Annotated in this window: 12 protein-coding genes; 8 read left to right on the forward strand and 4 right to left on the reverse strand. The window is 52.6% G+C overall.

Annotation, left to right across the window (positions count from 1 at the left end; all coding sequences use genetic code 11):
• Positions 1–42: 42 nt before the first annotated feature.
• Positions 43–603 carry a hypothetical protein gene (locus tag FCF25_RS02065; RefSeq protein ID WP_137047168.1) on the reverse strand — a complete coding sequence of 187 codons (561 nt, stop codon included), beginning with the start codon at positions 601–603 and terminating at the stop codon, positions 43–45.
• Positions 600–1,475 (reverse strand): hypothetical protein, encoded by an 876-nt coding sequence (locus tag FCF25_RS15845; RefSeq protein ID WP_254425879.1) that lies wholly within the window; start codon positions 1,473–1,475, stop codon positions 600–602. The genes FCF25_RS02065 and FCF25_RS15845 overlap by 4 nt, the downstream gene beginning before the upstream one ends.
• An 831-nt stretch (positions 1,476–2,306) precedes the next feature.
• On the opposite strand from FCF25_RS15845, the gene FCF25_RS02075 reads away from it, so the two are divergent.
• From FCF25_RS02075 to FCF25_RS02100, 6 genes are all read left to right on the forward strand, one after another.
• The gene (locus tag FCF25_RS02075; RefSeq protein WP_137047169.1) at positions 2,307–3,980 is read left to right on the forward strand and encodes a PAS domain S-box protein; all 1,674 of its coding nucleotides are present in this window, start codon (positions 2,307–2,309) and stop codon (positions 3,978–3,980) included.
• Positions 3,981–4,172: 192 nt separating this feature from the next.
• Positions 4,173–5,276 carry a bacterio-opsin activator domain-containing protein gene (locus FCF25_RS02080; RefSeq protein WP_254425896.1) on the forward strand — a complete coding sequence of 368 codons (1,104 nt, stop codon included), beginning with the start codon at positions 4,173–4,175 and terminating at the stop codon, positions 5,274–5,276.
• Between the two features lie 71 nt (positions 5,277–5,347).
• Positions 5,348–5,905: a hypothetical protein gene (locus FCF25_RS02085; protein WP_137047171.1), complete on the forward strand. Its 558-nt coding sequence runs from the start codon at positions 5,348–5,350 to the stop codon at positions 5,903–5,905.
• 20 nt (positions 5,906–5,925) lie between these two features.
• A complete protein-coding gene (locus FCF25_RS02090) occupies positions 5,926–6,909 on the forward strand; it encodes a signal peptidase I (RefSeq protein WP_137047172.1) in 984 nt (327 codons plus the stop codon).
• A gap of 481 nt (positions 6,910–7,390) precedes the next feature.
• The gene (locus tag FCF25_RS02095; protein WP_137047173.1) at positions 7,391–8,491 is read left to right on the forward strand and encodes a DUF5305 family protein; all 1,101 of its coding nucleotides are present in this window, start codon (positions 7,391–7,393) and stop codon (positions 8,489–8,491) included.
• A gap of 236 nt (positions 8,492–8,727) precedes the next feature.
• Complete coding sequence (locus FCF25_RS02100; protein ID WP_137047174.1) at positions 8,728–9,009, forward strand: ribbon-helix-helix domain-containing protein; 282 nt, start codon at positions 8,728–8,730, stop codon at positions 9,007–9,009.
• 88 nt (positions 9,010–9,097) lie between these two features.
• Here FCF25_RS02100 and FCF25_RS02105 read toward each other — a convergent pair whose 3' ends face one another.
• Positions 9,098–10,261 (reverse strand): tubulin/FtsZ family protein, encoded by a 1,164-nt coding sequence (locus FCF25_RS02105; protein ID WP_137047175.1) that lies wholly within the window; start codon positions 10,259–10,261, stop codon positions 9,098–9,100.
• A gap of 161 nt (positions 10,262–10,422) precedes the next feature.
• Between FCF25_RS02105 and FCF25_RS02110 the strand changes: the two genes are divergently transcribed.
• Together FCF25_RS02110 and FCF25_RS02115 are read left to right on the forward strand one after the other, a co-directional pair.
• Positions 10,423–11,124, forward strand: coding sequence for a nucleotidyltransferase domain-containing protein (locus FCF25_RS02110; RefSeq protein ID WP_137047176.1), 702 nt, complete (start codon positions 10,423–10,425; stop codon positions 11,122–11,124).
• Entirely contained in the window at positions 11,105–11,590 is a 486-nt protein-coding gene (locus FCF25_RS02115; protein WP_137047177.1) for a hypothetical protein, read from the forward strand. Before FCF25_RS02110 ends, FCF25_RS02115 begins: the two co-directional genes overlap by 20 nt.
• Before the next feature lie 127 nt (positions 11,591–11,717).
• On the opposite strand, the gene FCF25_RS02120 is transcribed toward FCF25_RS02115, so the two are convergent.
• The gene (locus FCF25_RS02120; RefSeq protein ID WP_137047178.1) at positions 11,718–12,527 is read right to left on the reverse strand and encodes a hypothetical protein; all 810 of its coding nucleotides are present in this window, start codon (positions 12,525–12,527) and stop codon (positions 11,718–11,720) included.
• Positions 12,528–12,664: the final 137 nt, after the last annotated feature.

The raw sequence follows: 12,664 nt of genomic DNA on the forward strand, positions 1-12,664 counted from the left end.
GCCTACAACTTGTTGCGCAACGCGGTATCTCTCTCATCACGATTACTCGTCTGAATCACCTGCGTATGCGTCTCCGAACTCCGAAAAGTGTTCGACGAGCGTCTCTGCAGTCTCTTCAATCTCCGCGGCTGAACTGACGTGGTTGTAGAAGACTGTGTTAGAGTCGTACGGGTTTCCAGATGTTTGCAACGGCCAGTCACGAGCCCGAGTCTGTTCTGCGACCCAGTCATCAACATCCGTATCAGCAGACTTGATTTTGTATCCAAACGCCCGTAATGCGCTGTTGACGTCGGTACGGGCGTATTCTGTCGGCGGCATCCAGTACAGGTGAACGTGCAGTCTTTGGTTTTTGCCGCTGTCGGGAGCGCGAGGTCCGTCCATTGAATGGTACATTCGGTGAGACGCTAGTCCAGTGGACGGACTTTGAGTGGTTTTCACACTAGGGTCGGTTCTTCGATCGAACAAATCGGGCTGTTGGTCGACCATCCGCTGACCGAATTCAAGCAACATTGCTTCGATTTCGTCTTCGAACTGGTCGACCAACTGAAGCGCCTTGAGATAGCGGTCGTTTTGGAGCCCCTTCGTAAGGAATTCGTCTGTCATGGGCGCACCCTCTCGCGGAGATATGTTAGTTGTTGTTCCAGAACCTCGGCAATGCCAATCGGTTGGATCGTGTCTACGACATCCGTGGGGACAGCCAATCGATCAATTACTGCCTGCGGCTGGAACTGCATGAGTTGTTGTTCGGCGACCGCACAGAACAGATACGCATTGGCTGCCCAGTGGTCGTCAATGACTGTGCCGTGACGCAGAAGTAATCGAAGTGCCGACGTCACGTCACGCCAGTAGAGCACGTCGATAGGGCCGGGGTCCTCCCAGTGAAGTTGAGCCAGACCATCGGTCCGAGGTTTGAGTGGTGGCTCAACAATCGAGGTAAGCCGCTCACGTTTTCGTTTTGGGAGCAAGAGAACGTGCGTCCAGTCCTGTTCGGTGTAGTGTTGCTCGACGAGCCTTGCTGTGTCGGCTGTCTTCTGGTAGTTCTCATCGCCTAACTTCACTTCTATCGAGACTCCATACTCGGCGTCACAGACGAGAATATCCGGTCGTCGGAAAGCCCCTTCTTTTTTTGAAAGACGTGCTTCCCGGATGACCTCGCTCGGAGGGTGCTCCACGGCTACATCGAAGAGCTCTGAGACAAGCGCTGCAGACGGACACAACAGTTGTGCCAACCACCGCGACCACGCTACCTCACCGTTTGGCTGAAGCGGTCCTCGTTGAACTCGTTCGTTCGTCAAATCCACAGCTAACGGGTCTGTGTCGAAGGGTGCGTCAGAGGCCTTCCACTCTTCATTGGACTGTTCGAGGAGCTCGGAGATTTTTATTGCTGTTTCATGTCCCGTCTCGGTGTAGACGTCCCACCACGGGTCAAGTTCGTCCCAATATTCGCCCAACTGTTCTAAACCGAGTGTTCGCACCGAGGGAGAGCGTTGTTCGACAGGCGAAGATTCTGTGTACACCTGCCACCACGGATCGAGTTCGTTCCAACAATGTGCCAACCGCTGCATGCCGAATACGTGCGCTGAAGCGTGACTTCGAGCAATTGAATGGGTTTCTGTATAGGCTGACCACCACGGGTCAAGGCACATCCAGTCGCTTGGCTCTACATCTGTACTCACGTCTCGGAGAACTCATACGATTGATAAAATAGCTTGCGAGGATTCTCACTACCTTGGCCGGCTTTGTAGTGAGAGGTGAATGTAGTTTGCGACGACGTGGAACATCCTTCCTCGCGGTTCAGCAAAATAGGGTCCATCGAGCCGTGTCTCGACAACGTCTCCTCGTTTTGTTGTACTTCGCTTCGTCTACTCGGGCAGTGTCTGACGAAATACAACGAGATATAAAGGAACGATAGCTGGCGTGTCAATGTCGGCTACCCAGTTGGTCTTGACGAAGCCGTACGCCGCCTGCAGGAAGAAGGCGGCACCACAGACTGAGCTTTCGAGTCTTCTTGGTAGACTTCACACTCTAGTATCGGTCATACGAATCCGAATACAACTCCATTGGCTCGAGTCTTAACCAACAACCTGAACGCATATGCCGCCTGTGTTGGTTAAGGTTGGCTCATCCCGACTCTCGTACAGCGACCTCGAATCACCGGTTCGCGTCGGTGTCTTTGGACAAGCAAGCACGACGATACGCGGCAAGAAAGTGCAAGGGAGTGTCTCAAGTCTCTACCACGACCTTATTGTCGATTCTTCACTTCAAAACCAGCCAACTAATATGCGCAGAAAATAATATGGATATCAATGCCCTCTAACACCGAAATAAGACTCCTTTTAATTGATGACAATAGTGATTTCCTCGAACTATTACAAATTCTTCTCGAGCAAACGAATCAAGCATTCGAGTTTACGACGGAAACAGACCCTCAGAATGGAATTGCGCGGTTTGAGTCGACTGAAGATATTGATTGTATTCTCTGCGATTATCACATGCCTGAAATGGATGGTATCGAGGTACTCGAAACGATTCGAGCGACCAATACAGCCATCCCATTTATTTTGCTTACCAGTGCAGGAAGCGAAGAGATTGCTAGTCGGGCGGTCAACACGGCAAACACTGGCTATCTCAAAAAAGACGTCCGTCTCAATCATGTCGACCGAATCGTAGAGACAGTAACTGGATTCGTTCATCGGTACCGCCAACAGCAACGTCTCGAAGAGAATCTCACGGTTATCGACCGTCTCTTCGGTTCGATTGATGATGTGGTCTATGTCACGGACTTAGACGGACAACCACAGTATTGGAACGACGCGATAACGTCTACAACTGGATATACGGATGCAGACGTCCAGACCCTAACTCCGAGTGAGTTATTTCCAGCGTCGCAACACGAACGAGTCCAAGAATCGTTGTCGACGGCGCTCGAAGAAGAGCCACCGAGACTGGAGGTTGACCTCCTCACCAAAGACGGAACGCAGATCCCATTTGAGTTCAGTCGAAGCCCGTTTTGCGATGAGGAGGGAAACGTTATCGGAATTTGTGGGGTCGGACGGGATATCTCTGATCGAAAGCAGTACGAGCGAGCACTCCGCGGCCTCCATACAACAACGCGTAACCTGCTCGAAGCAACTTCTCGAGAAGAGATCGCAGAAATCGTTGCGATGGCAACCAAGCAGGTCGTCGATAATCCTGTAAGTACAGTCCAGCTCATCGAGGGTGACAGACTCCTCCCCGTTGGCGTTCCTGATGAGACGAAAGCGGTCTTCTCGACGCTTCCAGACTACTCCATAAACGAAGATGCGCCCGTCTCTCGGGTCTATCGAAGCGGTGTTTCCGAACATTACACGCGCGTGGAAGATATCGATGATGGAAGAGACCGAGGGAAACTGAAGCAAGTATACTACTACCCACTTGGAGAACACGGAACGCTCAATGTAGGACTGACTGAGAACGAACCATTCTCAAAGGCGTCCCAACAACTAGCCGAGATTCTCGCTGCAAACGGCACTGCAGCGCTTAATCAGCTAAAGCATGCATCCGATCTTCGGACTCGAGAACGGATGCTAAAGACGCTCCATGAAACGACACGCGAACTCATGCAGGCGCGGACACCAGAATCGATTGCAGAAACAGCTGTCAACGCAGCAGCTAACATCCTCGAATTACCTGCAGTCACCGTGTTTCTCTGGGATGATGACACAGCAAGCCTGTGCCCTACTGCCTCGACCGACGATACGTACGAGCTATTCGACGAGATTCCGACGTTTTCTACCGGTGATAGCATTGCGTGGGACGTCTTTATCGACGGCGAGACACGCGTCGTCGAAAACGTCTCGCAAAACAGGTTAGTCTATAATCCAGAGACGGACATCGAGACTGAACTGTACGTTCCGCTTGGAGAGTATGGCCTGCTGCTTTCAGGTGCCACAGAGCAGGGCATCTTTGACGACAGCGACGTCGAATTCGCCGAGTTGTAAGCAGCAAATACAGAAGTAGCGCTTGAGCGCACAGCGCGCGATCGAGCGATTCACCAGCAAGAAACCCAACTTGCACAGCAAAACGAACAGCTTCAACGAATCAACCGAATCAACCGGATCATCCGAAACATCAACGCAGCGCTCGTCAAGGCAGAGTCGCACACTGAAGTCGAACGTGCAGTCTGTGAGGAACTGACGAACGCAGAATACTACTCGTTCGCTTGGGTCGGCGATTTCGAGTCTGAAACAGAACTCGTTGCCCATGAATGGGCTGGGAAGGAACAGTCAGTCCTTGATTCGATTCTCAAGCATTGTGATGAGGAAAACAACGTCGAATCTCGCCCACAGCAAGTCCTTGAGTCAGGAAAGCCAGTCGTCATCCAAAACATCCTCCAAGAGAGTACAGATGAACCATGGCGGAAGATGGCGCTCACCAACGGATTTCACAGCGTTGCCTGCTTTCCGCTTACAGACCGGAACCACCACTACGGCTTCTTCGAGGTTTATGGTGAGAAGCCAGGACTCTTTGCGGATGAAGAGGTCGCTGTCTTAGAGGAGTTAGCAGCCCATATCGGGAATGCGATTAGCGCAGTTCAACGAAAAGAGGCGCTTTTATCTGGACACTCGATTTCACTCGAGTTCGAGATTGAATCACCCGATGACCCATTATTCGAGTTAGCAGCGACCGCAGACTGTTCGCTTACCGTCGAAGCGCTTGCGCCGCATCGAGATGACTCGTGGTTAGTGTATGTCGCTCTCGAAGCTGAGAATCCAGACTCTGTCCTCGAAACAGCCCGTGAATCAACACATATCACAGACGCAAACCTCGTCGACTCGTCTGGCGGTGCTGCTTTGCTTGCACTCGTCGCATCTACTCTCACCGTCCCATCGGTGATTTCCAACCATGGCGGCTCGGTTCAGTCTCTCGTTGTCCGTCCCAAAGGCGGAAGTCTCTCGGTAACGTTGTCTGATTCGACGGATGTTCGGTCGTTCGTCGAAGCGTGTACTAAGGAATTACCACACCTTGAGTTGATTCGACGAACGGCGGTCCCAAAGCAAGCGGTAAGTGGCTTACAGTATGAGATTGCGAACCTCGTGACCGAAAAACAACTGCAAGCACTGCACACAGCCTATCTGGAGGGATACTTTGAGTGGCCCCGTACCAAAACAGGAGAGGAAATCGCAGCCAGTCTCGGTGTCTCTGGACCCACGTTTCAGCAGCATATTCGAAAAGGCACCAACCGAATTTTCCAGAATACATTTGGCCCAGATTCTAAAGAGAGGTTAGATGAGTAGGTAGGCTCCACACGCCGACCTATATACCAATAGGACAGATTATCCTCGGATGCAGTATTTCAATATAGTTGATGCAGAGACGAACACTCATCGCAACGGTTGGTGCCATCATGGGCACCGGTATCGCAGCAACAGCATATACGAGCGCAACGGTCACTCGTGAGGCGACGATTGGCGTTAAGACAGACAGCGAGGCACTCATCGCGCTTGACCCAAGTACTGAGTTCACTCAAATCACCGAGGATGCCACGACAGGGGAGCTACTCATTAACTTCCCATCTCTGAACGCCAACTCAGAGTTCGTCTTTGGTGATGTGGCTGATCCGACTACGGCGAACGCATTCACCATTACGCCGTCTAAAGGAAGTGACGTGACGCTTTCCTACACGTTCACCGGGGGTGCTGACCCCGATGGTTCGACTGGTACCAACCCAAACGTGGAGTTCGAAGTGTTGTCATGGAATGACACCGACTCTACTGCAACCTCGGAGACGACTGCAAGCGAGGAAGCAGAGGGCTCGTTCACGGCGACTGCCGATACGCCATACTATGTCGTGCTCACAATCGACACGACGGATGTCGATCTTTCGACGGCAGATCTCACTGGAGAGCTCACCATCTCCGCCTAATCGAATACCTTCCATTTTCGATGAACCGGTGGATCTACGTTGGAACGATAATCTGCTTGCTCGTCTTCATACTGCCGAGTTCACCGATCCACCTCTCGTACGTCTACAGTAATAGCATGGAACCGACAATTATGCAGGGAGACGGATATCTCGTCGTGCCGACGGGGACTATCGAAGCCGGGGACATACTCACGTACTACTCGGAAGAACGTAGTGAACACGTCACCCATCGCGTTGTCGAAATCACTGAGGATGGGTTCATTACTCAAGGCGACAACAATCCCTCAACGGACCAAAGCGCTGGGTATCCGCTCGTCACGAGCGAGGAAGTACTGGGGAAAGTAGCCACAATTAGTGGGCAACCACTTGTGCTGCCCTACTTTGGGACGGTTGTCGCTTTCATACAGACGCATTGGAAACTCGGCGTTGGGCTTCTCATCGTCACCTCCGGCCTCACTGGTGGAAAGACGCGTACTCGAGATATCGTTCGGTTCCGATCGCTTCTCATTCCACTCGTCGTAATGGCCATTATCGGTAGTTCTGCGGCCTTCGTTCTTGGTGCGCCAACATCCACACTGACGTTTATTGCGAGCGATACTGCAGAGCCTGGCGATCACATCATCCCGGTCGGTGAGTCGGCAACGCGAACAGTTGATGTCGAGTTCAGTGGCCGCCCAGCGTACACACACGAGTTCATCGAAGCAACAGGGCTCACACTTACAGCAGGTGAGCAAACCACCCAAATAAGTGGTATTCAGGTCCGAGTACCGCCACAGCGTACACCTGGTCCCTATCAGGCATCGATTCAGCTCTACCGCTATCCTGCCGTTTTGCCATACGGTGTAGTTTCGCCTTTACAGGCGATTCATCCACTCCTCGCTGCGGTCGCGACGATGTCTGCGATCATTGGACCGCTGTATCTACTCGTGTGGGTGTTTGTCGACGGAAAACAGCTCTTGCACAGTCGGTCGCGACGGCGTCCATTCAGGAACTCGTTCAGATGAAATCACGAACCCACCCTCGACGCCGAAGCCGGTCGTCAGTACTCTGTGTCGTTGTCGGAATCATACTCGTCGGATCACTTGTCGTTCCGGCTGGGTCGTTCTCTACGGCAAGCGTCTCTCGTGGTTCAACCTTTGAGGTCGTTGCCGACTCTGAGGGTAGTCATAAGCTGGATAGTGCCCAGTCGGTTACGATCGGGCAGGAAAACCAGTTGGTAACGGTCACGAACAACTTGCAGACGGATGTAACGGTTGAAGTCCAACTGCATTCGAACGCGACGGAAAGGGGCGATCTCGTCGTCGACGGTGAGATAGTCGGTGACGACGTTTCGTTTTCGCTTCCCGATGGGCGTTCTAAAACGATCGATGTCTCCATCGCACCAGATTCCACTCTCGATGGCGAGCGACTGTATTTCCACGTGAATGCATCGGGTCGGGGACTGACGGTCAACGCACCAAATCGATACGTACCAATCACCGCATAATGATTCCAGGCATCCACAAACTCCGGTATTTGCTGGCGACGCAGTCCGGGCGCATCTTCCGAATCTGTATCGCTCTCACGCTTATCAGCATCCTTGGAGCTGGAATCACGTTCACTTCGCCACCAACGACTGAAGTCACGACAACAACCGATCGCCAAACAATCGAGACGGCCATCAATTCACGGGCAACGATTGAGCACGACTCAGCGCTGTATTCACAGGGTGAGACACTTTCGAATATGCCGGTTTACCCTCGGAGCAGCGCCCCCACTGTAATAGTGAGTGCAGTGACGAACTCGTCGAGTGGTGCCCCAGTTCAGGGAACCCAACGGATTTCGCTCGTGTATGAAGCAGAGACGTCCAGTGGCGAGACGTTCTGGAAACAGACTCAGCGTCTCCAAAAGACGAATGTCGCCACCCCGAGCCAACGAGTTGTGAGCAGTGCACCGGTGAATATCTCTGCAGTTGACCAACGCGTCGCTCAGTTAGAATCCGAAATAAGGGATGCTGGGCGTGTCTATGTGTATCTCCAGGTCGACTCACAGTACTCGACAGATACCTACGAGGGACTTTTGAGCGACCGTGGAGAGATAGTCATTCGAGATGGTTCCTACGAGATCGAACACATCTCGATGCAGAACGAACACAGAACAACTGAAAACCAGATACAGCCACTCTCTTCGAAGGTCTTCAGCCTGTCACTGCCCATTTTGGGCTTAGTCGTCGTTCCACACACGACACTCGTCTTTGTGCTCGTCGCGCTCAGTGGTGCAGTCGGCAGCGTCGCAACTGTGGTATACGCCGATGACTGTGATCCAGAACGTGAACGAGCGGCGTTGCATAAAGCGCGTTACGCAGAGTGGATTTCTGCCGGAACGCTCCCACAAAATCTCACACACCAAGCGGTTCAGATAGAGACCCTAGAGGATCTCGTTGATGTCGCAATTGACAGTGAGAAACGAATCGTCTACGACGTCTCACAGTCTCGCTATGCCATACTCGATGGTGAGATCGTCTATATCTATCAAGACGGTGAGCCACTTACTGAAGCAGAAGACTCCTTCGAGTTCCCACTTGGGGAGCCGATGACCAACGACTGAAATACAGTTCATACTCAACCAATAGGGATCGTTACCATCACCTTCGACATCCACCTTACCGAACAAATCTCAATTTGCCTCTGAAATATAATTGAAGATGTGAAGGTGTGCTTGAGCTGTGTTGAGGACGACGGTGTCAACGATAAAGGCGGGCAGGTTCTGCAAATTCGTGCAATAGGTGGGTGCTGTACTCAAGTTTGAGACGCTCTTTCTGTACCACCGCTGTATCACACCGTATGAGTACCGACACGAACGCCGGCGACAACCGGATGGAGAAGATCAACGTCCGCGTTCCCGAACCGCTTCTGAACCAAATCGACGAGGAGTGGGAACGCCGTGGGTATTCAAGTAAACCCGAGGCGATCCGCGACGCGCTTCGCAACTGGGTGAATCCACAGGTTACGCTTTCCGAAGAGACGCTAGACGACCTCGAAAAGAGCCGCGAACAGGCGGAACACGGCGAGGCCTACGGCGCCGACGAAGTGCGGGAACGTCGTGGACTCGACGGCGACGAATGACGGAGGTCGAATACATCGCTCAGGCCGTCGAGCATCTCGGAGGACTCGATTCGAAGGTCGCAGATTGCGTAATGAACAAGGTTGATTCCTATTCGACGGAACCCTCATCGCCAACGAACGACTCGAATTCCTCCTCCGACTCAGCCGACTCCTGTGTTTGCACCTTTGCAGCCACCGCTTGGATATCGTCAATACGAGATACCTCACTCACCCCAGAAAACACTATCACAACTGAGATAGCCTCACTATTTGGAAGTGGATAGTCCCCACCCCGAACCTCGAGACAGCCAGTTTCCTCAGCGATCCACTGTCGCCCCTTTTCGATACCGTCTCGATTCAACCACTGTGGTGGGCCACTCACGACGACCAACACACGCTCGACACTCGAGAGTTCACACGACACAGAGAGTCGTCGACGAGCTGCTTTGCGGATTGTCGTCGTAATCCGGCTGGTTGCCTGTATCGGATCGACCGGTTCGGAGTCCGATCCAAGCAGGTTTGAAAGGCCGAATCGAGATGTCGATTGCGTTGATTCCTCGAGTTGGCTTTCAGCGTATCCGACAGCTGAGATGCCGTTTTGTCCAAGTGTATTGATGATTTCGCTCGCATCGACGACGCTTTCTGCGACCGGGCGGTCTGCTGTGACCTCCCCTGCAGAAAACAACACAGAGAGTCGCCGAGCGATTTCGGTATTAATCCGCTCGTACGCGTCTTCGACTGTCTCTCCACTGCGAACCCACGTCTCGTTATCGAAGCAGAGCAAATGATCGACTTCGGGAACGAGCCGCTGAAGCGATTGCGCCGTGTTCACCGCATAGATCTCGTCTTCATCCTCCGCTGGAAGCACTCCAAGCCCATACACAGGTTGTGAGTACAGACGCTGCAGTTCTGTTGTGAGCACTGAAGCGGCCCCGCTTCCGGTGCCCCCACCTAGCGAGGTGACGATAAGAAAGGCGTCCGCATGCGCCGTTGGAATCGAATCGATTGCCTCCAGAAGCTCGTGTTTGTCTTCTGCAGCAAGCGAGGCTGCGAGGTCTCTGTCACCACCGACACCATGACCTTTGGCATCCACCTGACCGAACAAATATCGATTCGACTCCGGAATACGCTCGAGACTGTGAAGATCCGCACGGGCCGTGTTGAACGCAACGGCGTCAACGACGAACTCTGGCAGGTTCTGCGTCTCACGATCGTAAAATGCCTCGACGATTTTCCCCCCTGCGTGTCCAATCCCAACGAGAACCAATTTCATAGATAGAGGTTTGACAGTACGATTGTGAATCTACCGGTCTTTGGAACTTTCTTTATTTTCTAATATATCTGTTCGATTTCAAGGGAGAGGTCACAACCAGATTTCCCCACATCTCGATCAGCAACTAACGTTTATTATACCTCGTTGCATATACTCGGACAGTGTCCGACGAGACGAAACAAGGGATAAAGGTATGCGTTCGCGTCCACCCAGGTAGTGAGACGAAAATCTTCAGACTTCGGGCGGCTGACGACATCTTGCGAATACTAGTTGATGCGCATGAGTCTGAGTTCACGATTAAAGAGCTAGCAAGCGAAACAGATCACAGCCGGTCGACGATTTGGCGGGCAATCGAACTCCTTGACGAGCTCGAAGTCATCAGCATACGCGAGACAGCCCAACGAAACTACATCTCAATCAATCCTGCAACTCTCCAGAAGGACGATCCGATACTCGCAATCGAGCAAACGGAGTACCACGAGCCCATTCGAGCGTTTGTAAATCGGGTCGAAGCTGCTGTTGACAACGAGGATAAAATCGATCGATTACTCGGAGTGCTCGTGTTTGGAAGCGTTGCCCGTGGTGAAGCCGATCGAAAAAGCGATATCGACGTGTTCGTCCTCGTCGACGGTGATCGGACGATTGCCCGCCGTACAGTTTCCACTATCATCACCGAGCTTAGCGAAGAGCAGTTCAGTGGCGATCGGTACACCTTCGAGTCATTTGTTGAGTCGCTCGAAAGTGCACAGCGAGCCAGTGGAAAGCTTCAAGAGCTGTTCCAAGAAGGAGTCACCGTTTTCGGTAGTCAAGCCTTCCAGCAGGTTAGAAAGGAGGTGCTGAGCAATGAGCGGCAATCGAATTGAAACACTCGTTGACGAAGTGCAGGCAGCGTTCGACCGACGGCCTGACGAAATCGAAGTCGGACTGGAAACAAGAGAGGCAGATATCCTCCAACTCCGGAAGTCATGTCGACTTCTTGCAGGTGCTGAGGTGCTTCTCGAACAGGGATACTATACAATTGTGATTGAAGCGTCCTTCGTCGCTATCGAGCGAGTGATCGAATTCAAACTGCTCGAAGGCGGTATCGAACCTAGAGATCTCCCAGGAACACATCCGGGCGTGTATACGGAAGCGATCAGACGCGGAATCCTCTCAGAACACGTCGCTACCAATCTCCAAGATCTGTGGCGAAATCATCGAGCAAAAACATACTACCAAGACGGTCTCGCCGCAAGAGAACGCGCAGAGAATCTGTTTGCGTTGGCCAATGAGACACATACGTTCGTCGTGAATCAATCCTCAAAGAAACATGATTGTATCTGCAGTTGAATTGTCACCCATTCTTTACCTACTGACTTGGAGATTGCTAGTGAACGAGTCGATGTCGAACGTGGTCGGAGTATAGCGATTCACAGACAGGGAAGTCAGTATCGGTGTCTCTACGAGCGCTATCCTCTCAGGCGGACACATCCTCAAACGTCGCGCCAAGTACCTTCGTCGCATCCACAGAACACATCACCGTTCCCGATTCGGAAACGGTCACACGCTCACCCGACACTGCCGAGAGATACGCCGCAAGCGACTCGTGGTAGGCGTCAGGACGCTTTTCGCGAATGCATAACACACCGTCTTGAATAACGCCTCGATTGCGAACGTAGAGGTCGGCGAACGCCTCTCGAACGTCACTCGGTGCGTCGAACAACCACGTCGGAAACTGCACGTCACCTTCGAATTTCTTGCCCACAGGTGCGCCGAGACAGACCAACACGCGACCGAGCACACCGGTATCGCGCGCAGGCTTTCTGATATCGACATGGCCCTCTTGACGGGGCGACACTTCCAATCCAGCGCCGGCCTCATGTAGTGCCTCCGCAATCTGCTTGTTGACCCCTCTCTCGTTGACGTCAACGGTGAAACTTGGAACGTAGTCGTGTGCGACCCATCCCCCCGAAAAGATTCCAGAGAGAAGCACCGTCAACGGGCGTACCATCGGCGAATCGAATGTCAGCGGCAGCCAGTTGTGCTCGCGCGCACTGTCAAGTCCGCGTACTGCATTGGGTCTACTGTCGCCCAACCAGAGTCGAGCGCGTGAACGAGGAATGTCAACCGCACGTGCAGCGCCAGAAATGGTCGTATTCGGATTATCGTCGACGTATTCCTGGAGGCGTCGGTACTGCTGGACGTCTACCCACCCGTCGCCGTTTGCAGGTGACCTGTAGAGGCGGGCGAACTCAGATTCGTCAAACAACTGTATACCAGTACCCATTGCAGTAGTTCTGCGAGTCTTCGTACTTCTCACTTGTGGGTGCGTTCGAAGTAAGGAGACACGTATCGATAGTTGATTACTAGCACTCAAATTGAACATTCTGTATATTCTAACAATATTTCACAGACCACATACAG

The organism is Haloprofundus sp. MHR1, from assembly GCF_005155585.1.
Classification (GTDB): Archaea; Halobacteriota; Halobacteria; order Halobacteriales; family Haloferacaceae; genus Haloprofundus; species Haloprofundus halophilus.